The organism is Conchiformibius steedae (assembly GCF_014054725.1).
GTDB classification, from domain to species: domain Bacteria; phylum Pseudomonadota; class Gammaproteobacteria; order Burkholderiales; family Neisseriaceae; genus Conchiformibius; species Conchiformibius steedae.
In genome coordinates this window covers 940591-960606 of record NZ_CP059563.1, presented here as the reverse complement: position 1 = coordinate 960606, position 20016 = coordinate 940591, and the positions used below count along the sequence as shown (strand labels likewise).

Here is a 20016-nt window from a genome sequence, read left to right as displayed (position 1 = left end):
CGATATAATCGGCATTCTGTTTGGAGAATGCCATGCCCCACCCCCTTTATGCTTTGTTTCACCCGCAATCGCTGGCGGTTGTCGGCGCGTCTGACCGCTACGGCAGCAGCGGACGTCAGGTGTTTTCGTTTTTACTGGCGCAACGCCCTGCCCCGCTGATTGTGCCGGTAAATAACCAACACAAAACCGTGGGCGGCATCAAGGCGTTTGAAACGCTTGCCGATGCCTGCAAAGTCCACGCCTGCGACAGCGCGGTGGTGATTTTGGCAGCCGACAAACTCAATGCCATTGTACGCGAAGCCGCCAAATACGGGGTGGCAAATATTGTGTTTGTGGGCGAAGCCGACACGCCGCCCAATATGCGTAACAAATTTGACCGCGCCGCCGAAACCGCGCGTAAAGCGGGTATCCGCCTGTTGTGGCTGCCTGCGGCGGGATTACAGGGTTTGTATGGCAACCCGCACAACACCAGCCCCGCCTGCGCCTACATCGGACAATCCCCCGATATTGCTGACTGCATGAGCCAGTACGCCGCCGACCGTCAAATCGTTTTCAGCCGTTTTTTAACCGTTAATCCGCCATCCTATCCCGTCAGCACGGGGCAAATCATCGATTACATCGTTTCCGAAACCCGCACCCGCGCCCTGCTGGTACACATCGGCAGTGCCGAACACGCCCAAGACCTGCTTGCCGCGCTTACCTCCGCCGCACGCCACAAACCCGTTGTGGTTCTGCCCACCCTGTCCGACCCCGCCGAAGCCCGCCTGTTTGCCTGCGCCCTTGCCCGCAAACACATTTTAACCGTTGCCACCCTAACCGAATTCCTGATTGCCGCCAAGTTGATACACGCCGACCGCAACGGGCGCGGCAAACGGGTTGCCATTTTGGGCAACACCCCCCAAATTGCCAACCTCAGCCTGCAGACCCTCGCCCAAACCGAATTGGAAGCCGCCCGCCCCGTGCGTGCCGCCGCCCGTTTGCTGCCCCACAAAACCGCCCCCGCCAACCCCCTCAACCTGCCCGCCGACACCCCCGCCCCCATTCTCGCTGCCGCTGCCGAAGCCTGTTTGCAAGACGAACACAACGACGCCGTTTTACTGATATACAACAGCCGCCATCCCGCCGACAGCCTGCACACCGCCCAAACCGTTTCCGCCCTGCAGCAGCGCAGCCGCAAACCCCTGCTGTTGGCATGGCTAGGCAGCGCCGACACCGCCGCCGTGCGCCAAATTTTTTATACCAATAAAAACCTACACTTCCGCCAGCCCGAACACGCCCTGCACGCCCTCGCCCAACTGCACCGTTACCGCCTGCACAGGCAGCAGCGTTACCGCACTTCCCCCTTTTACGACTACCGCCCCGCCGCCGCCGCCGCCGCCAAACTGCACACCCAATGGCGTTCGCTGCTGCCTGTTGCCGTGTTGCCGCTGCCCGTTCCCAAAACCCACACCAAACACCTGTTGCACGCCCTCAAACTGCACCCGTCCGACAGCCGCAGTCCCAGCCAGCTTACCTTAAACTGGGAACACCACCCCCGTTTCGGGCGCACCCTTACCCTTACCAACGCCGCAGGCACACACAGCCCGCTGCTGCCCCCGCCCGAACCCGAAGCCGTTGCCCGCGTGCTGCAAGAACTGTCGCTGCCCGAAATGATTTGGGGCGACTGGCTGCTCGATACCTTGGAAATCCTTGTGCGTCTGCCCGAAATCCACAGCCTTACCCTTCATCTGCACCACCATGTCCAACACGGCATTGCCTGTAGCGAAGTCAAACTCAATCTGCAAGACCCCGACCGCTTTACCGTGTCCGACCCGCCCGCCCCCGACCTGTTCGCCGCCTATCCCGCCGATGCCGAAGAAGTGCTGGATTTGCCCGACTGTTCCACGCTGTACTTGCGCCCCGTCCGCCCCGAAGATGCCGAACTCATCGCCCGCCTTGCCGCCGAACAAAGCGAACAAAGCCGTTACCGCCGTTTCGGTACGCGCCAAAACACCCTGCCGCCGCCCTTACTGTCGCGCTTAAGCCGTCCCGACTACCCCCGCGATTTTGCCCTGATTGCCCACAACAGCGACAACCACCCCCTTGCCACCGCAGGCTATACCGCCGACCCCGATTTAACCGTTTGCGAATTCGGCATCAGCCTAGCCGACACCCTGCAAGGCAAAGGCATAGGCAAGCTGTTGATGCAACGCCTGATTGACCGCGCCCGTAATCACGGTTATCAACACATGCGCGCCGAAATCCTTGCCGAAAACACCCCCATGCAAAAACTCGCCCGCGCCCTCGGCTTTGCCCTCTCGCCCCATCCCGACGACAACGGCATCGTCCGCGCCCTGCTGGATTTACAAACCGCCCCCGAAAACTGAGTCGTGCCGCATTGCGCCCGATTCTGACCAATCACGGCACTTGCCGCAGCACACCCTATGGTGCAGCTTTGGCATAAAAATTGCTTTTATCCGAAAAATCCCTTTTTTTCCGACCCGCTGCCCGACGGCGGGTTTTTCCTATCCGAACCCCGCCATGAAATTTTTGTCCGCCCTCGCCTGCGTCGTTCTGACTGCCGCCGCAGCCGCCGCCCCGCCCGACCGCAGCGATGCGGGCAGCTACACCGTGCTCAACATCCACCACGAACCCACCGACATCCAAATGCGTTTTTTCCTTTCGGGCGCACAATGGCTGATGGACGGACGCAAAGAACACGAAAACTGGCAACCCGTCTGCCGCGGCGACGGACACTGCCGTATAAGCGTATCCGACCCCCAACAGATACAAAGCTGGAAAAACCGCCTTTCCCCCGATTGGCGCAAACACACCTTCCACTGCATCAACAACAGCGCCTTTGCCTTTTGCCGCACCCGCCACCCCTACCAAAAAAACCAACGCGCCTACTGGTTTTTTGCCCTGCAGGACCACCACGCCCACCCCCTGCCGCTCAAGCGCAATCTGGTGTTGTCGCACAAACTGCGCCCCGCCCGCCCCCACTAAACAACAAGATATTTTTGCATTAAAAACAAATTAATTTTCCCTATATACCCATACTGCTTCACCACCCAGCCCGATTTGCTACAATACCCCGTTTTTTCCCACCGCCGTACCGCCATGAACGAACAAGCCCCCAGCAAAACCGCCGTTAAAAAACACATGCACCACCTGCAGCAGCTGGGCATGGAACTCACGCGCCTGTCCGATTCCACCCTCAAAAAAATCGGACTGCCCGAAGAGCTGTATCAAGCCGTGCGCGACTACCGCAACATCACCGCCAACGGCGCATTAAAACGTCAGGCACAGTATATCGGGCGTTTGATGCGCGATACCGACCCCGCCCCCATTCAAGATTTTTTAGCCAAACTCAAAGGCGACCACCAAGCCCACAACGCCTTTTTGCAGCGCGTGGAACAGGCGCGCACCCGATTATTAGACAGCGACGACGCCCTTACCGGCTTTATCGCCCAGTACCCCGATGCCGATGTCGGACAACTGCGCACCCTTATCCGCAACGCCCGCAAAGAACAAGCCCAACAAAAACCGCCCAAGCACTACCGCGCCCTCTATCAGGCACTCAAAGCCGCCATGGACACCCCACCCGAAGCAGAATCCGCAGATACCCCTGAATAATAAGCAAAACCATGATGAACTACCCGAATCAAGACCCCGCCTATAGCGATTTTATCCGCACCGTTGTCGCCACCGGCACCGTTTACACCCTACAAGATGGCGAAGACTATTTCGCCGAATGCCCGTCAGAAGTGTATGAAAACCGTTTTGGCGAGCCTGAAACCGTGTATTGTTTTTGGCACAACGCCGCCGCCGCCAACGAATGCCGTCAGGAAGAATGGGCAGACTACCGCACCGTATCCATCGGGCTAATCGATTTTATGTATGATATTCTGATTGATATGGACCAAGACCAAGTGCTGGCAGGCATTGCCTTTGACCCGCAGCTTTACGGCACAGAAATTGAACCCGTTGAATTACTGGGCGATTTATTAGACGAAATGGCATTTTCGGGGCGCGACAACTTCCCCGAATTTGACGAGCTGCAAAGCTACCGTTTGGAATGGGAACGCATTATGGCGCATCAGGAAAAATTGCATTAAAATACAAAATGATTATTCGGACAGTCTGTCGGCTGTCCGATTTTTCTTTATTTTATCTGATTTTATATCCTTGCCATGCCCCATTTTACCCCCGCACCACTGATTCCCCCCAGCTGGCTGACCAACGGTCATGCCCAAACCCTGTACGCCAAAACCCTGCAAGCGCCGCCGCCTGCCTACCGCCGCGAACTGATTGCCGACAGCTATGGCGAAGACCTCGCCGCTTATGATTTTGTTGATGCGCCGCAGCCCGATGCGCCCGCCGTGGTGCTGTTGCACGGCTTGGAAGGCAGCAGCCGCAGCCATTACGCCACTGCCCTGATGCATGCCGTTGCCGCACACGGTTGGCATGGCGTGGTCGCCCATTTCCGCAGCTGCGGCGGTGTGGATGCACGGCGCACCTACCACAGCGGCGACACCCGCGAAGTGGCGCACATGCTCGCCGTTTTGCGCCGCCGTTACCGCAAATTGTATGTTGTAGGTGTGTCTTTAGGCGGCAACGCCTTGGCAAAATACTTGGGCGAACAAGGCGATAATGCCTTGCTTGATGCCGCTGCCGTGGTGTCTGCCCCTTTGGATTTGCCCAACGCCGCCGCCGCTTTGGAACGCGGTTTGGCGTGGCTACTGTACACCCCTTATTTTTTGCATACCCTACTTAAAAAAGTCCCGCAGCCGCCGCAACGCTGCCTGTCGCTGGGTGCGTTTGACCGCGCTTACACCGCCCCTATTCACGGTTTTGCCAGCGAACACGACTACTACGCCCGCGCCGCTGCCTTGCCCCACCTGATAAACATTACCCGTCCCACCCTCATCATCAACGCCCAAAACGACCCCTTTTTACCCCCGCCCTTTTTACCACAGCCGCATCAGGTTTCCGCCAGCGTGCAACTGCTGCAACCCGAACACGGCGGACATTGCGGTTTTGTTTCCGCAGGCGGACGCGGACATTTGCGCTGGCTGCCCGACACCGTTTTGAAGTTTTTTGAAGCATCGGCAGCAGACACGCTATAATCTGAATTTTCAGTCTGTCCCCACCATGCCCCCACGCGCCAAACTGTTGTTTAAATCATTCAAAGCCAAGCTGCAAGGTCTGCGCCTGCGCTGGGGCAAACGCCTGCTTGACCGCCCTTGCACCACCTCCATTCCCGACCATATCCGTTCCGTGTTGTTTTTGCGCCAAGACGGTAAAATCGGCGACTGCATTGTCAGCTCTTTTGCCTACCGCGAAATCAAACGCACCCGCCCCGACATCCGCATCGGCGTGCTGTGCAACCACAACAACCAATTCTTTTTTGAGCACAACCCCCATATTGACGACATTTATTTTGTCCGTCCCAAACACCTGCGCGACTATTTACGCATCGGTTTTCAGCTGCGTAAACAATACGATGCCCTAATAGACCCCACTGTTTTGCTGCGTAACCGCGATTTGCTGCTGCTGCGCCTGCTGGCTGCGCCGTTCAGCATTGGTTATTTAAAAGCCGATTACCGCCTGTTTGCCCGCAGCATCAACAACACACAGCTGCATTTTGCCCAAGTGTACCGCCAAGCCCTTGAGTTATTAGGCATTACAGACATTGATACCCTCGCCGATTTGCCTGCCGATACCGAAGCCCAGCAAACCGCCGATGCTTTTTTACAAGAAAATCAATTAGTAAGCAATCACTATACCGCCGTTAATTTTTTCGGCGCATCGCGCAGCCGCTGTTTCGGCAACAGTCAAATTAATGATATTCTTAAACAGCTTGCCCACGATTTTCCACAACGGCGTTTTGTGCTGCTGGGCGCACCCGCTTTCAACGACAAGCTAATCCAGCTTGCTGCCGCGCATTCGCCGCAAATCGTGTGTTTTCCCGCCACCCGCATCAGCCAAACCATTGAAATCATCCGTTTGGCGCACAGCCTGATCAGCCCCGACACCGCCACCGTGCATATTGCCGATGCCTTTCATAAACCCGTTTTGGCGTTTTACCGCGAAGACCCACAAAATTTCGCCAACTGGCAACCCCAGTCGCCTGGCGCACAAGTGTTGTTTTACCGCCACCATATTAACGAAGTCAGCCCCGAACACATCAGCCGACACTTAACCAACCTTTTTTCCGAATAAAATACCGTTATGCATTACGACCACATCAGCTTCCACTTTGCCGCCCTGCCCGTGGGCGTACCACCCAAACACGCCGCCCACCATATCGGCTATTATTTCGCATGGGCAGCTTCCCAAAACCTGCACAGCCCCGAAGCCGCCGAACTACCTACTTTCAACATGATGCTGCAAGGCAAAATTTCAGGCGCAACTTTTGTCTTAAGCCAGCTTCACGGCGGCATTGACACCACCTGCTTCAATGATTTAGGCAACCGTTTTACCCAATATTATTACGCTGATGAAGACGAAGGTTACGGGCATTTTTTAAGTGACTACTTTACCGCTCTAGGCTTGGAAGACGAAGATGGATTTTACCGCGTGGCAGATATTCCCTTACACCAGCGCGTACTTAATCCCGTGTTTCAAGCCGCTTTTGACAACTGGCGCAAAACGCTCAAACATTATTAATCCACGGCTGCAACCATGTACCTGTCCAAAAAAATCCTGACCCGCCTGTTTGCCAACAAAACGCCGCGTACCGATTTTGACTTTTCCCGTCTGCAATCGGTATTAATCCGTCCTGTGGGCGATGCTGTGGGCGATGCCGTTGCCAACTGCGCCTATGCTGCCCAAATCAAACACGCTTACCCGCATTGCAGGCTGGGGATTTTTGTAACCCCGCGCAACCGTGATGTTTTGGCACTTTGCCCGCATTTTGACGAACTGATTGACGACACCCGTGCCAGTTATTTTCATCAACGCAAAAAATGGCAGGTGCTGTTGGATTTTTACGAATCGTTTTACAGCATTAATATTGCTTTAGATGCGCTGCTTGCGCCCGAAATCAGCATTATTTTTCATAAGCGCGACAAAAAATACTATACTGTTGAAAACGTTAAAAATTACGATTTTCACTGTCCGCCGCCGCCGAACTGCCACATGGCAGACCGTTTGATACATTCGGTGCTGGCACGCGGGCGCGAATTACCGCAGGCAAAATTTGAACTGGCATTGCCCGAAAATGAAATTGCAGCGGCACGCCAAGCATGGCAACCCGATACAGTGCGCGTGTTGCTCGCACCGCAGGGCAGTTACCACAAACGCCGCATTCCCACCGCCGAACTTGCCGAACTGCTGAACCGCATTCCCGCTGCCGATGCTGCGCGTACCGAGTTTCTGCTTTGCCGCGCCCGTTTTTCCGAAACCTATCTGCGCTATCTTCGCGCCCGCTGCCGTGCCGATATCCGTTTGACACTCGCCCCGCCCACCAATGTGCGCGAATATACGGGCTTGGTTGCTGCTGCCGATATTGCCGTGTGTGTGGATAGCGGCAGTGTGCATTTGGCGTGTGCTTTTTCCCGACCGTTGTTGGCTTTTTATGCCAATTTGCCCGACAACATCGCTCTTTGGCAACCCCGACCCAACACAGGCGTTCCCTACCAGATTATTTTTGCCGATACGGGCGAAATATCCAAAAGCACCCGCCATTTTCCGCTGGATACAGCCTCGCAGTGGTTGAATGCACAAATCGCCGAACACATTGCACAACTTCCCTAATAAAGTGATGACCATGTTCGCCCAACAAAACTTACTGCTGCGTTCCGAGCAACTGATTCACACCCTTCTGACAGGAACAGCGTACCATATCGCCTTTGCCGCCAACCCCGCCTATTTACGCTATGTCGGCATTGCCATTTTTTCCATTTTGGAAAACCACCCCGATATTCCGCTGCATTTCCACCTGTTTACCGGCGATATGCCTGATGCCGAAGCCGAACGCTTCCGACAATTACGCACGGTTAAAGACAATTTTTGCATCAGCACCTATTATTTAAACGATGCCGCATTTTCCGGTTTACAAACACACACCCTGCCTGCTGTGGCTTACTACCGTTTGGTTATGCCCGCCATCTTATCGCAGCAAGGCGTGGATAGGGTTTTGTATTTAGATGCTGATACCCTGTGTTTGGGCGACCTTTCCCCCTTGCTTGATATGGATTTGCGCGGTTGCACCATTGGCGCGGCAGCCGATTGCATATTAGAACTCAAAACCCTGTCGGGACAATACCACGACAGCTATTTGCAAACATTGGGTTTTCAGCCGCAGAGCATTTATTTTAATTCGGGCGTACTGCTCATTGATATCAAAAAATGGCACAGCCGCCAAACCGATTCTGCCCTAGCCGAAACCGTTTCACGTTTGAATGCCCATGTTTTAACTTTTGCCGACCAAGATATGCTTAATATCTTTTTTCAAAACGATGTCTGCCTGATTCCCAAACGTTACAACTGCTATCCCAAAGACACCGATTGGCCCGATGATTTATCGGAACACCCCGCCCGTATCGTCCATTTTGCCGGCAGCCCCAAACCTTGGCAGATTATCCCTGAAAAAACCCCTACTTATGCCCAATATGCCCTACGCAGCCCGTGGCGCGACACCGCCTACCCACAACCGCCGTATTTACGGAATACTTCTGAATACCGCCATTACGCCAAATACTTATGGCAGAAAAACCGTCAATCAGAAGCCATCCGTTATTACCTGCAATATTTATTACGCAAAATCCGTCTGATTCCGAAAGCCCCCGCATGAAACTGATTATCCTCGACCGCGACGGCGTGATAAACCACGACCGCGACGACTTTGTGAAATCTGCCGACGAATGGCAGCCAATAGACGGCAGCATGGACGCCATCGCCTTTTTAACCCAAGCTGGCTACACCATTGCCGTTGCCACCAACCAATCGGGCATCGGGCGCAAACTGATTACGGTACAAAGCTTAAGCGAAATGCACGCCAAAATGCACAAACTGGTTCATCAGGCAGGTGGCGAAATCAGCGGTATTTGGTTTTGTCCGCACTTGCCCGACCACGGCTGCACCTGCCGCAAGCCCAAACCAGGTATGGTCTTGGATATTTTAGAGCGTTTTCAAGCCGATGCCGCCGAAACCTATTTGGTGGGCGACAGCTTGCGCGATTTGCAGGCAATGGCAGCAGCAGGCGGAAAATCCGTGTTGGTTAAAACAGGGAAAGGCGAAAAAACCCTTGCCGAACACGCCGACAGATTACCTGAAAACACCTTAATTTTTGACGATTTATGGGCGTTTTCCCAATTTCTTGCCGCCGCACCCGAAGCCGAAGCCGAAACCCCCGCCGAAAACTGATACAATACGCCCCTTTACCCGTTTTTCCACCGCCATGACCCCGCACCGCGCCCGCAAACGCTTCGGGCAAAACTTCCTGCACGACACCCGCATTATCGGCGACATCGTCCGCGCCGTTCGCCCGAATGCCGATGATATTGTGATTGAAATCGGACCCGGATTGGGCGCGATTACCGAACCGTTGTGCCGACAACTGAACGCCCTGCACGTTTGCGAGATAGACCGCGACATCATCGCCCATCTGCAAAAACAAGCTTTTGCCAACAAATTACACATTCACGCAGGCGATGTTTTGCAGTTTGATTTCAACAGCATTGCCGGCAAAAAGAAAATTGTCGGCAACCTGCCCTACAATATTTCCACGCCGCTGCTGTTTAAATTAAGCGACTACGCCGATGATATTGTCGATATGCACTTTATGCTGCAAAAAGAAGTGGTTGAACGCATGGTTGCCCTGCCTGAAAGCAACGATTACGGCAGATTGGGTGTGATGCTGCAATACTTTTTTGAAATGGAAAAACTGCTGGACGTTCCCCCCGAATCTTTTGAGCCTGCGCCCAAAGTGGATTCGGCAGTGGTACGCATGATTCCCTTGGCAGGGCGCATTGGCACGGCAAAAAATTTCAAACATTTTAGCGACTTGGTACGCGATGCCTTCCATCAACGCCGCAAAACCATCCGCAATAATTTAAAACACTTGGCAAGCGATGACGATTTGCAAGCCGTGGGCATTTCGCCGCAACAACGCGCCGAAGCCATTCCACCACAAAACTATGTGCAATTAAGCAATTATCTGATACAGGAAAACGCACAATGACCGTAACCGACAAAAACAAAATTATGGTGAGCTTTAAAAACGTTCACAAATATTTCAAAGACCTGCATGTGATTAACGGTGTCAATCTGGATATCCGCCAAGGCGAAGTGGTGGTGGTGTGCGGACCTTCGGGCAGCGGTAAATCCACGCTGATTCGCACGGTAAACCAGCTGGAAACCATTGCTTCAGGCGAAATTTGGGTAGATGGCATCAATGTTGCCGACCCAAAAACCGATTTAAACAAAGTCCGTACCGAAGTGGGTTTTGTATTCCAACACTTTAATTTGTATCCGCATTTAACCGTTTTGGAAAACATTGTCTTGTCGCCTGTAAAGGTAAAAGGCGTACCTCGCGCCGATGCCGAAGCCAAAGCATTGGCGTTATTGGAAAAAGTGGGCTTGGCACACAAAAAAGATGCGCTGCCCACCCAGCTTTCAGGCGGACAACAGCAGCGCGTGGCGATTGCCCGCGGCTTGGCGATGGAACCGCGTGTGATGCTGTTTGACGAGCCTACTTCCGCGCTGGACCCCGAAATGGTGGGCGAAGTATTGAAAGTAATGAAAGATTTGGCGCAAAGCGGCATGACCATGATGTGTGTCACCCACGAAATGGGTTTTGCCCGCGAAGTGGCCGACCGTGTGATTTTCATTGACCACGGGCAGATTTTGGAATCCGCCGACCCGAAAAGTTTCTTTGAAAATCCGCAAACCGACCGCGCCAAGCAGTTTTTAAGCCAAATTATGTCGCACTAACAGACTGAATTTATAATGAAAACACCCAAATCCCTGATTATTGCCAGCCGCGAAAGCCCGCTTGCGATGTGGCAGGCGCGGCACGTTCAGGCACAATTGCAAATGCTTTACCCCGATTGCGCCGTCAGTATTTTGCCGATGACCACCCAAGGCGACCAGATTTTAGACAAAACCCTGTCCAAAATCGGCGGTAAAGGTTTGTTTATTAAAGAATTGGAACAGGCTCTGCAAGACGGTCGCGCCGATTTGGCGGTGCATTCCATTAAAGATGTGCCGATGGTTTTGCCCGAAGGTTTTGCGCTGGCTGCCATCGGCGAACGCGCCAATCCTTTTGATGCCTTTGTTTCCAATCAATTTAATGATTTAAGTGCCTTGCCCGATGGTGCGGTAGTCGGCACGTCCAGCCTGCGCCGTGAAGCGCAGTTACGCGCCCGTTTTCCGCATTTAACTGTGCGTCCTCTGCGCGGCAATGTGCAAACCCGTTTGGCGAAGCTGGATGCGGGCGAATACGATGCCATTATTTTGGCGGCAGCGGGCTTGGAACGCTTGGGCTTGCAGGAACGCATCCGCAATGTGTTGTCGCCCGCCGACAGCTTGCCCGCAGCAGGACAAGGCGCGTTGGGCATTGAAATTGCCGCGCACCGCACGGATTTAATTGAAGTTTTATTGCCGTTAAATCACGCACAAACCGCCGCTTGCGTGACCGCCGAACGCGCTTTGGCACGCGCTTTGGGTGGTAGTTGTCAAGTACCGTTGGCGGCTTACTGCACGGGCGACGACAACGGTTTACTGACTTTACACGGTTTGGTCGGGCATCCTGATGGCTCACACACGCTGAACGCTTCGGCACAAGCCCCTGCCCCCTATGCCGATGCGCTGGGTCGCGCCGTTGCCAAAAAACTGGCAGATGACGGCGCAACAGAATTGATAGCGGCAGTGTTGTCAGAAAGCTGATTCATTGACTTTTTGAGCTAACTGCACCTGCAAAACCAAATCCCCTGTTTCCATGCAGAAACAGGGGATTGTTTAATTAGGCTTTAACAAACGCTGCTTACACCACGCCTTGTGCCAGCATGGCTTCTGCCACTTTCTTGAAGCCAGCGATGTTCGCGCCGTTTACATAGTTCACAAAACCGTTTTCGCTGCCGTTGGCCACACAGTTTTCGTGAATGCTTTCCATAATGCCTGCCAAGCGTTGGTCTACTTCTTCGCGGGTCCAAGACAGGCGAATAGCGTTTTGGCTCATTTCCAAACCAGAAGTGGCGACACCACCTGCATTAGATGCTTTACCAGGTGCATACAAAATCTTCGCATTAACAAAAGCTTCCACCGCACCCAAAGTAGAAGGCATATTCGCGCCTTCCGCCACGCAGATACAGCCGTTGCCCAACAAGGTTTTGGCATCGTTTTCGTCCAACTCGTTTTGAGTGGCGCAGGGCAGTGCCACATCGCACGCCACGCCCCAAGGACGTTTGCCTTCAAAGAATTGCAGACCTTGTTCTTTGGCGTAAACCGACAGACGTTCGCGGCGAACTTCTTTCAATTCCATCAAAGCAGCCAGTTGGGCTTCGGTCATGCCGTTGTCGCCAAACTGTACAAAACCGCCCGAATCGGACACGGTCAGCACTTTCGCGCCCAGTTGAATGGCTTTTTCAGCGGCGTATTGTGCCACATTGCCCGAACCGGAAATCAAAACGCGTTTTCCTTCAAAGCTTTCGCCTTTGGTTTTCAGCATGTGTTCAGCAAAGTAAACTGTGCCGTAACCGGTGGCTTCGGGGCGAATCAGGCTGCCGCCGTAAGCCAAACCTTTACCGGTCAGCACGGAAGCAAATTCATTGCGGACACGTTTGTATTGACCGTACAAGAAACCGATTTCGCGACCGCCCACGCCGATGTCGCCGGCAGGTACGTCCAAATCCGCACCGATGTGGCGCGACAGCTCGGTCATAAAGGCTTGGCAGAAGCGCATTACTTCGCCGTCTGATTTGCCTTTGGGGTCAAAATCAGAACCGCCTTTGCCACCGCCCATGGGCAGGGTGGTCAAAGAGTTTTTAAATACTTGTTCAAAAGCCAGAAATTTCAGCACGCCCAAATCTACAGTGGGGTGGAAGCGCAAGCCGCCTTTGTACGGACCAATCGCCGAATTCATTTGCACGCGGTAGCCGCGGTTTACCTGCACTTTGCCTTGGTCGTCCACCCAAGACACACGGAACATAATCACGCGCTCGGGTTCAACGATGCGCTCCAACAAACCTGCCTGACTGTAGCGCGGGTTTTTCGCCAAAAACGGTTGCAAGCTGCCGAATACTTCTTCTACGGCTTGATGAAACACGGTTTGGTTGGGGTCGCGTTGTTTGATGGTTTGAAACAGGGCGTTTAAATCGCTCATTTTCTGACTCCTGATAAAGGTTTTGTAGAGAATTACGTTTTTCTGATTAATCTGTAATCAAATTACATTCTGATGCAGTTATTTTGCCCAAAAATGTTGTTCAACTACAGAGTAATCACAGTCTAACAAGAAAATGTCGCTAATACCAGCTTACTGCCGTGTAAAAATGACATATCTTTACAAAATAATAAAATTTTTTGACAAGAAAATCGGGTTCACCCCAATTCGGGTAGCTTGTTAAACTACACAGCCCAATCAGACAACGAAATAAATTACATTCAAACGCACAAGCAGCTTGTTTTATTTCATTGCCTGAAGCATGCATGGTAAAGGGCGCGTTTTAGGCAGTCAGCGTGCCTTTGGTGGACGGCATCCGTCCCGCCATGCGCTCATCGTGCGCCACCGCCATCCGCAACGCGCGTCCAAAGGCTTTAAAAATGGTTTCCGCCTGATGATGTGCGTTTTTGCCGCGCAAGTTGTCAATATGCAAGGTCATCATGGCATGATTGACCAAACCGTGAAAAAATTCTTCAAATAAATCCACATCAAATGTGCCAATGCGGGCGCGGGTGTAGTCCACATGATAATGCAGTCCCGCACGCCCCGACAAATCCAGCACCACACGGCTCAAGGCTTCATCTAAAGGCACATAGGCATGACCGTAGCGGGCAATACCGCTTTTGTCGCCCCATGCTTGGCGCAACGCCTGTCCCAAAGTAATGCCCACATCTTCCACACTGTGATGGTCGTCAATATGCAAATCGCCTTTGCAAGTAATGTCCAAATCAATCAAGCCGTGGCGGGCGATTTGGTCAAGCATATGTTCAAAAAAGGGAATACCTGTGTCAAAACGGGCTTTGCCCGTGCCGTCCAAATTAACAGAAACGGTGATTTGGGTTTCGCTGGTGTTGCGTGAAACGGTGGCGGTTCGCATGATTTAACTTTCTTTGTTTAAAGGAAAAACAGCTTTCAGGCTGTATAAAAGGGTGTTAAAATCTATTAATCTTGTTTAAGAAAAAGGAATTTTACCATGATTATTGATGCAGTTATCAGCCTGTTGGCGATAGTAGCCTCTGCCATTGTTGCACGAAAAATAGCAACAGCCTTGTTTGAAGAATCAACCATGTTGCGGGCTTTGTGTACGCTGTTGCTGCTTTGCCTGTTTAGCTTTACTTTTCATAAACTGGCAGGTCCCAAGCTCATGGCATCCGGCAAATCAAAAACCAATATTGAAACCATTATGTTACAAAACCCTGCTTTCGCAGCAATTAAGGAAAAAGACCCACTGACATTTAACAAATTGCGTGATGAAATGAAAGCACTGGTACAAGACGACCCCCGTATGAGCAAACCGGAAACACGAAAAAAATTACAGCGTTATGCTGTTATGCGCAGCCAGACAGTGATGCTGACCAAATACCTAAACGGCGCAGACGATGCGGCAATTGCCGAATATGTGCGGGTAAACCTGCAAAATCTCGCCGAAATCCGCCATAAAATGGGCAGTGAAGCGTGTTTTCAAGCCATATCGCCCGAAAAACGCTGGGACCCCGATAAGGATTTAATGTCTGCGATTCCTGAACAGCAGATTCGGGCAAGTGCAGAGGCATTTGCCAAAGTGATACGCAGTTACACCCCCGACCGACCGCAGCCGAAACAGAAAGATGTAGAACCTGTATTGCGCGGCGTGCTGGAAAAAATCAGCGATATTCCCGAGCCTAAGGAAATTCGCAATGAGAAAGACCGCGCACAGGTTTGTGAGTACACTTTGGCATTTTTGGATGCGCTAACGTACTATTATTCGCCCAAACAAATCGCCGATGTGATGCGTTTTCATAGTAATCATGCCAAATGAGTCAGCACCAACAACACAGCATCGTTCTGTTCGGGCGTACCAATGGTTAAACGCAGGCAGTTATCCAATAAAGAATGACTGCCGTGCAGTTTTTTCACCAAAATCTTGTTATCCCATAATTTTTGATACGCAGCTTCGGCATCGGGAAGGCGCACGGTAATAAAGTTGGATTGGCTGGGAAATACGGTTACGCCGTTTATCTCTTGCAAGGCAGCAAACAGGCGTTCGCGTTCTTGTTTCAATAAATCAATATGTTGGTTTACCACATCCATATGATTCAGGGCAAATTCGGCGGCGGTCAGGCTTAAACAGTTCATATTATAAGGCGGTAGGATTTTCGCCAGTTCCTGCATAACGGCGGGCGCACCTGCAGCATAACCCAAACGCAATCCTGCAAAACCGATTTTGCTTAAGGTGCGCAAAACCAATAGGTTTTCGGGTGTGCCTGCTTGCGCTAAAAAGCTGTCGCCGCTAAATGCGCCATAGGCTTCATCTATCACCACCAAGCCTTGCGCAGCGGCAATCACGGCCTCTATTTCGGCACGGGCAAACGCCACGCCTGTGGGGTTGTTGGGATAGGCGAGAAAAATCAGTGCGGGTTGGTGGATTTTCACCGCTTCCAGCACGGCAGGCAAATCCAAAGAAAAATCGCTTTTTAAGGGGACGCCGATACACTCCATACCAAATAATTCGGCATTGCGGCGGTACATCACAAAACTGGGTTCCAACACCAGCATTTTCGCGCCTGCGCGGGCAAATAATAAGCTGATAAACTGAATCAATTCGTCCGAGCCGTTGCCTAGGGCGATGTGTGCCTGTTCGGGAATGGCAAAGGCGCGGCGCAGAGCGGCGGGTAAAGTAGAATCGGCGGGATTGGGATAGCGGTTGATTTCGGTATGCGCGAGTGCGGTTGCCAGTTCGTTTTGCAAGGCTGTGGGGAAGGTGTAAGGCACTTCCATTGCGTCCAATTTCAGCCAATCGGCAGGCAGGCGGGCAACGTGGTAGGCGTGCATGGCGCGGATGTCGGGGCGGATAAAATCAAGCGGCATGGCGGGCTTTCAAACTCAAACAAAAAGGAATTTTAATAAATTCACACAAAGTGTTTTCTTTAGGTAAAATCAATTAGAATCAATTATCTAAATTTTAAAATCGGTTAAGCGCAGGCAAATGTGCGCGGCTTTTTCCCCACTATAGCAGAAAACCACGCCAACTTGTACAGTAATTGCTTGTATACTGACTTAAAACGGCAAGCACAGAGGCTTGTTTGTTTTTTTACCTGTTTTGTCGGGCTGCGCCTGCTGCCCCTTGTTGTACGATTTGTTTTTTACGTTTGAATATGACCACACCCCGTTATGCCGTTTTCGGCAACCCGATTGCCCACAGCCGTTCGCCGCAAATCCACCGCCTGTTTGCCAAGCAAGAAGGCACTTATATTGAATACCGCCGCATCACTGCCGATATTGACCGCAACAGCTTTGCCTGTGCAATAGAAACCTTTTTCGGCGCGGGCGCAAACGGTGCGAATGTTACCGTACCGTTTAAAGAATATGCTTTTGATTTGGCAGACGAACACAGCGACAGGGCGCAAACGGCAGGCGCAGCCAACACGCTGATTGCCCTGCCAAACGGCAAACTGCGTGCCGACAATACCGATGGCGCGGGGTTGGTGTGCGATTTGCAAAACCATTGCGATACGGATTTAAACGGTGCGAAAGTATTACTGTTGGGCGCAGGTGGTGCGGCGCGTGGGGTGATTTCGCCCTTATTGGCAGCAGGCGCACGGCTTACCCTTGCCAACCGCAGCCACGATAAAGCCTTGGCACTGGCACAGCGTTTTGATATTGAAGCTTTGCCGTTTGACGTGCTGAACGGCGGTTTTGATATTGTGATTAACGCCACGTCGGGCAGTTTGCACGGCAATATGCCTGCCGTACCGTCTGCCGTATTTGCCGACTGCCGCCTTGCCTATGATATGGCTTATGGCGAAGAAAGCACCATCTTTATGGATTTTGCCGCGCAAAACGGCGCAGCCGCCACCGCCGACGGTTTGGGCATGCTGGTGTGTCAGGCAGCCGAATCCTACCGTTTGTGGCGCGGTTTTTCGCCTGCCACCGCCGAAGTGATTGACGCACTGCGCCACCGCCGTCTGCCGCTGCCTGTCAGCACGCCCTGCGACGAAGCCGAATATTTCCACACCCCCGACTGCGGCTAATACACCCCCAACCTACAGCAGTCCCCTTCTGCGGCGGGGTTTGAACCAAAAAAGGAATGCCAATGAAATACTTTGCCTATTTGTTGCTTACCCCCTTGTTTTTATTATTGGCATTTAATATGTATGCTTATGGCAGCATCATCGGACTGCGCACACTTGCACCCTCGTCCACTGCCTTTATGAACACACGCATGGCGCAGTTGGCAGAACGCAAACCCGAAGTCAAACGCGATTACCGTTGGGTGGATTATCAGGATATTTCGCCCCATTTAAAAAAAGCCTTGATTGCCTCGGAAGATGCGCGTTTTGCCGTTCACGGCGGTTTTGATTGGGACGGCATCCGTCAAGCCGCCCGCCGCAACCGCGCCCAAGGGGAAATCCGCGCAGGTGGTTCTACTATTAGTCAGCAATTGGTTAAAAACCTGTTTTTAAATGAAGAACGCAGCTATTGGCGCAAAGCCGAAGAAGCCGCGCTTACCGCCATATTGGAAGCCACCACCGACAAAACACGCATTTACACCTTGTATTTAAACGTGATTGAATGGGGTTACGGCATTTACGGCGCAGAAGCTGCTGCCCAACATTTTTACGGCGTGTCTGCCAAACAGCTGAACCCGCGCCAAGCCGCCGCGCTTGCTGCCCGCGTATCCGCGCCGCTGCGCTACGCCGACCAACCCAACGACCCACGCCTGCGCCGCAAAACCGAAATTATCCTCAAGCGCATGAACAGCGCCAAACTGCCCGAATAAAGCCGTTTGTTGTGCGATTGAAACGCAGCCGCCCCGCCACACACGCGCAGAAATCCCAAAACACCTGATAATCTTGTATAATTGCACTTAATTTTGTTACAAAACCCCTTACCACAAGGCACGTCTTATGAGCATCGGTTTATTTCGTGTTCTGCTGCAACAGAAGCTGATACCGCAAGAAAAAGTCAGCAAATACCAACAAGCAGCCGAAAACAACAGCTTTCTGCAAACCATTTTTAACGACAAAATCATTACCCCCCAAGATTTGTCGTCTTTGCTGTCGCGCATGTTCAACTACCCGCAGTTTAACCTTAATGCGTTTTCGCGGCGCGGGCTGATGACCGATTTGCTGGACGAAAACCAAATGGCGGAACACCGCTGCGTACCTTTGTTCAAACGCGGCAAAAAACTGTTTATGGGCGTATCCGACCCCACCAATATCCAAGCACTGCAAAAACTGGTGTTTTCCAGCGGTTTGTCTGTTGATTTGGTGCTGGTGCGCGATGACCACTTAAGCAATTTTCTGGAATGGTTCGGACAAAGCAGCACCAGCCTGTTGCGCGAAATGGGCGCAGACAGCGCCTTGCAGGAAGCCCAGGCGCAAACCATGATTGTGGACGGCGAGGAAGAAGAAGACGGTCCCATCGCCCGCTTTATCCAAAAAGTCTTGTCAGACGCGCTCAATGCAGGCGCATCGGATATCCATTTTGAATTTTACGAACAAATGGCACGGGTGCGTTTCCGTGTGGACGGTCAGTTGCGCGAAGTGGTGCAACCGCCGCTCAACCTGCGTAGCCAGTTGGCATCGCGTATTAAAGTAATGGCAAAACTGGATATTTCCGAACGACGCGTACCGCAGGACGGACGTATCCAGCTGCAATTTGGTAAAGGCACGAAAGCCATTGACTTCCGTGTGAACACCATGCCCTGCCTGTTTGGCGAAAAAGTGGTGATGCGTATTTTGAACTCCGATGCCGCCACGCTGAACATCGACCAACTGGGTTTTGAAGACTTCCAAAAAGAATTGATTATGGAAGCCATTCACCGTCCTTACGGCATGGTGTTGGTAACAGGTCCTACGGGTTCGGGTAAAACCGTATCACTTTATACCTGCCTGAACATTCTGAATACCGACGATGTGAACATTTCCACCGCCGAAGACCCCGCCGAGATTAACTTACCTGGTATCAATCAGGTAAACGTCAACGACAAACAGGGCTTAACCTTTGAAGCGGCACTCAAAGCCTTCCTGCGTCAAGACCCTGACATCATCATGATTGGTGAGATTCGTGACTTGGGTACTGCCGACATCGCCATTAAAGCCGCCCAAACGGGTCACATGGTATTTTCCACCCTGCACACCAACAACGCCCCCGCCACCCTGTCGCGTATGCTGAACATGGGTGTTGCCCCGTTTAACATCGCCAGTTCCGTCAATCTAATTATGGCGCAGCGTTTGGCACGTCGTCTCTGTTCTTCCTGCAAAGAACCCATGGAACGTCCGCCCGAACCCGCCCTCAAACGCGCAGGCTTTACCGATGAAGATTTGGCAGGCGATTGGGTGATGTATCGTCCTGTAGGCTGCGAAGTGTGCAAAGGCAAAGGCTATAAAGGACGGGCGGGTTTGTATGAAGTGATGCCGATGACCGAAAAAATGAAAGCCGTGATTATGAACAACGGTACCGAAGTCGATATTGCCAATATTGCCTACGAAGAAGGCTTGGTGGATTTGCGCCGTTCCGGTTTGCTGAAAGTGATGCAAGGCATTACCTCGCTTGAAGAAGTGATTGCCACCACCAACGAATAGGGTTTGCCGCCGTTTCAAATAGAAAGCGCAACGAAACGGCAAACGCCCTACCCCATCAACCGATTTTAACTTTTAATAGGTGTC

At 52.4% G+C, this 20016-nt stretch carries 18 protein-coding genes and 2 pseudogenes; 17 read left to right on the top strand and 3 right to left on the bottom strand.

Features of this window, described 5'->3' with window-relative positions; genetic code table 11:
- The first annotated feature begins 32 nt into the window (after nt 1–32).
- From H3L98_RS05315 to hemC, 13 genes are all read left to right on the top strand, one after another.
- Nucleotides 33–2366, top strand: coding sequence for a bifunctional acetate--CoA ligase family protein/GNAT family N-acetyltransferase (locus H3L98_RS05315; RefSeq protein ID WP_027021084.1), 2334 nt, complete (start codon nt 33–35; stop codon nt 2364–2366).
- 154 nt (nt 2367–2520) lie between these two features.
- Nucleotides 2521–2985 (top strand): hypothetical protein, encoded by a 465-nt coding sequence (locus H3L98_RS05310; RefSeq protein ID WP_051531933.1) that lies wholly within the window; start codon nt 2521–2523, stop codon nt 2983–2985.
- Between the two features lie 114 nt (nt 2986–3099).
- Nucleotides 3100–3615 (top strand): ribosome biogenesis factor YjgA, encoded by a 516-nt coding sequence (gene yjgA / locus H3L98_RS05305; protein ID WP_027021083.1) that lies wholly within the window; start codon nt 3100–3102, stop codon nt 3613–3615.
- Between the two features lie 11 nt (nt 3616–3626).
- Entirely contained in the window at nt 3627–4097 is a 471-nt protein-coding gene (locus tag H3L98_RS05300) for a DUF2750 domain-containing protein (RefSeq protein WP_027021082.1), read from the top strand.
- A gap of 75 nt (nt 4098–4172) precedes the next feature.
- On the top strand, nt 4173–5108 hold the full coding sequence (locus H3L98_RS05295; protein ID WP_027021081.1) for a YheT family hydrolase: 936 nt from the start codon (nt 4173–4175) through the stop codon (nt 5106–5108).
- Between the two features lie 25 nt (nt 5109–5133).
- Complete coding sequence (locus H3L98_RS05290) at nt 5134–6204, top strand: glycosyltransferase family 9 protein (RefSeq protein WP_051531932.1); 1071 nt, start codon at nt 5134–5136, stop codon at nt 6202–6204.
- A gap of 9 nt (nt 6205–6213) precedes the next feature.
- Nucleotides 6214–6651, top strand: coding sequence for a DUF7832 domain-containing protein (locus tag H3L98_RS05285; RefSeq protein ID WP_027021079.1), 438 nt, complete (start codon nt 6214–6216; stop codon nt 6649–6651).
- 15 nt (nt 6652–6666) lie between these two features.
- The gene (locus H3L98_RS05280) at nt 6667–7740 is read left to right on the top strand and encodes a glycosyltransferase family 9 protein (RefSeq protein ID WP_027021078.1); all 1074 of its coding nucleotides are present in this window, start codon (nt 6667–6669) and stop codon (nt 7738–7740) included.
- Nucleotides 7703–8779 (top strand): glycosyltransferase family 8 protein, encoded by a 1077-nt coding sequence (locus H3L98_RS05275; RefSeq protein ID WP_034332959.1) that lies wholly within the window; start codon nt 7703–7705, stop codon nt 8777–8779. Before H3L98_RS05280 ends, H3L98_RS05275 begins: the two co-directional genes overlap by 38 nt.
- Nucleotides 8776–9351 carry a D-glycero-beta-D-manno-heptose 1,7-bisphosphate 7-phosphatase gene (gmhB, locus tag H3L98_RS05270; protein ID WP_027021076.1) on the top strand — a complete coding sequence of 192 codons (576 nt, stop codon included), beginning with the start codon at nt 8776–8778 and terminating at the stop codon, nt 9349–9351. The genes H3L98_RS05275 and gmhB overlap by 4 nt, the downstream gene beginning before the upstream one ends.
- Nucleotides 9352–9385: 34 nt before the next feature.
- The gene (rsmA, locus tag H3L98_RS05265; protein WP_027021075.1) at nt 9386–10168 is read left to right on the top strand and encodes a 16S rRNA (adenine(1518)-N(6)/adenine(1519)-N(6))-dimethyltransferase RsmA; all 783 of its coding nucleotides are present in this window, start codon (nt 9386–9388) and stop codon (nt 10166–10168) included.
- 23 nt (nt 10169–10191) lie between these two features.
- Complete coding sequence (locus tag H3L98_RS05260; protein WP_027021074.1) at nt 10192–10920, top strand: amino acid ABC transporter ATP-binding protein; 729 nt, start codon at nt 10192–10194, stop codon at nt 10918–10920.
- 15 nt (nt 10921–10935) lie between these two features.
- Nucleotides 10936–11874, top strand: a complete 939-nt coding sequence (hemC, locus tag H3L98_RS05255; protein WP_027021073.1) for a hydroxymethylbilane synthase — start codon at nt 10936–10938, stop codon at nt 11872–11874.
- Between the two features lie 97 nt (nt 11875–11971).
- On the opposite strand, the gene gdhA is transcribed toward hemC, so the two are convergent.
- Together gdhA and hisB are read right to left on the bottom strand one after the other, a co-directional pair.
- Complete coding sequence (gene gdhA / locus H3L98_RS05250; RefSeq protein ID WP_027021072.1) at nt 11972–13309, bottom strand: NADP-specific glutamate dehydrogenase; 1338 nt, start codon at nt 13307–13309, stop codon at nt 11972–11974.
- A gap of 340 nt (nt 13310–13649) precedes the next feature.
- Nucleotides 13650–14240, bottom strand: a pseudogene (gene hisB, locus H3L98_RS05245) (imidazoleglycerol-phosphate dehydratase HisB); the annotation flags it as partial.
- 99 nt (nt 14241–14339) lie between these two features.
- Between hisB and H3L98_RS05240 the strand changes: the two are divergent.
- A complete protein-coding gene (locus H3L98_RS05240) occupies nt 14340–15164 on the top strand; it encodes a hypothetical protein (RefSeq protein ID WP_027021070.1) in 825 nt (274 codons plus the stop codon).
- On the opposite strand, the gene hisC is transcribed toward H3L98_RS05240, so the two are convergent.
- Nucleotides 15152–16213 (bottom strand): histidinol-phosphate transaminase, encoded by a 1062-nt coding sequence (hisC, locus tag H3L98_RS05235; RefSeq protein WP_027021069.1) that lies wholly within the window; start codon nt 16211–16213, stop codon nt 15152–15154. The genes H3L98_RS05240 and hisC overlap by 13 nt on opposite strands.
- A 287-nt stretch (nt 16214–16500) precedes the next feature.
- On the opposite strand from hisC, the pseudogene aroE reads away from it, so the two are divergent.
- The 3 genes and pseudogenes from aroE to pilB form a co-directional block, all read left to right on the top strand.
- Nucleotides 16501–17301, top strand: a pseudogene (gene aroE / locus H3L98_RS05230) (shikimate dehydrogenase); the annotation flags it as partial.
- Nucleotides 17302–17438: 137 nt separating this feature from the next.
- A complete protein-coding gene (mtgA, locus tag H3L98_RS05225; RefSeq protein WP_027021068.1) occupies nt 17439–18125 on the top strand; it encodes a monofunctional biosynthetic peptidoglycan transglycosylase in 687 nt (228 codons plus the stop codon).
- 127 nt (nt 18126–18252) lie between these two features.
- Complete coding sequence (pilB, locus tag H3L98_RS05220; RefSeq protein WP_027021067.1) at nt 18253–19932, top strand: type IV-A pilus assembly ATPase PilB; 1680 nt, start codon at nt 18253–18255, stop codon at nt 19930–19932.
- Nucleotides 19933–20016 lie beyond the last annotated feature (84 nt).

Excerpts from the sequence above, each read along its gene's own strand:
- H3L98_RS05315 (WP_027021084.1), top strand. The coding sequence starts at position 33 with ATGCCCCACCCCCTTTATGCTTTGTTTCACCCGCAATCGCTGGCGGTT.
- H3L98_RS05310 (WP_051531933.1), top strand. The coding sequence starts at position 2,521 with ATGAAATTTTTGTCCGCCCTCGCCTGCGTCGTTCTGACTGCCGCCGCA.
- yjgA (WP_027021083.1), top strand. The coding sequence starts at position 3,100 with ATGAACGAACAAGCCCCCAGCAAAACCGCCGTTAAAAAACACATGCAC.
- H3L98_RS05300 (WP_027021082.1), top strand. The coding sequence starts at position 3,627 with ATGATGAACTACCCGAATCAAGACCCCGCCTATAGCGATTTTATCCGC.
- H3L98_RS05295 (WP_027021081.1), top strand. The coding sequence starts at position 4,173 with ATGCCCCATTTTACCCCCGCACCACTGATTCCCCCCAGCTGGCTGACC.
- H3L98_RS05290 (WP_051531932.1), top strand. The coding sequence starts at position 5,134 with ATGCCCCCACGCGCCAAACTGTTGTTTAAATCATTCAAAGCCAAGCTG.
- H3L98_RS05285 (WP_027021079.1), top strand. The coding sequence starts at position 6,214 with ATGCATTACGACCACATCAGCTTCCACTTTGCCGCCCTGCCCGTGGGC.
- H3L98_RS05280 (WP_027021078.1), top strand. The coding sequence starts at position 6,667 with ATGTACCTGTCCAAAAAAATCCTGACCCGCCTGTTTGCCAACAAAACG.
- H3L98_RS05275 (WP_034332959.1), top strand. The coding sequence starts at position 7,703 with ATGCACAAATCGCCGAACACATTGCACAACTTCCCTAATAAAGTGATG.
- gmhB (WP_027021076.1), top strand. The coding sequence starts at position 8,776 with ATGAAACTGATTATCCTCGACCGCGACGGCGTGATAAACCACGACCGC.
- rsmA (WP_027021075.1), top strand. The coding sequence starts at position 9,386 with ATGACCCCGCACCGCGCCCGCAAACGCTTCGGGCAAAACTTCCTGCAC.
- H3L98_RS05260 (WP_027021074.1), top strand. The coding sequence starts at position 10,192 with ATGGTGAGCTTTAAAAACGTTCACAAATATTTCAAAGACCTGCATGTG.
- hemC (WP_027021073.1), top strand. The coding sequence starts at position 10,936 with ATGAAAACACCCAAATCCCTGATTATTGCCAGCCGCGAAAGCCCGCTT.
- gdhA (WP_027021072.1), bottom strand. The coding sequence starts at position 13,309 with ATGAGCGATTTAAACGCCCTGTTTCAAACCATCAAACAACGCGACCCC.
- H3L98_RS05240 (WP_027021070.1), top strand. The coding sequence starts at position 14,340 with ATGATTATTGATGCAGTTATCAGCCTGTTGGCGATAGTAGCCTCTGCC.
- hisC (WP_027021069.1), bottom strand. The coding sequence starts at position 16,213 with ATGCCGCTTGATTTTATCCGCCCCGACATCCGCGCCATGCACGCCTAC.
- mtgA (WP_027021068.1), top strand. The coding sequence starts at position 17,439 with ATGAAATACTTTGCCTATTTGTTGCTTACCCCCTTGTTTTTATTATTG.
- pilB (WP_027021067.1), top strand. The coding sequence starts at position 18,253 with ATGAGCATCGGTTTATTTCGTGTTCTGCTGCAACAGAAGCTGATACCG.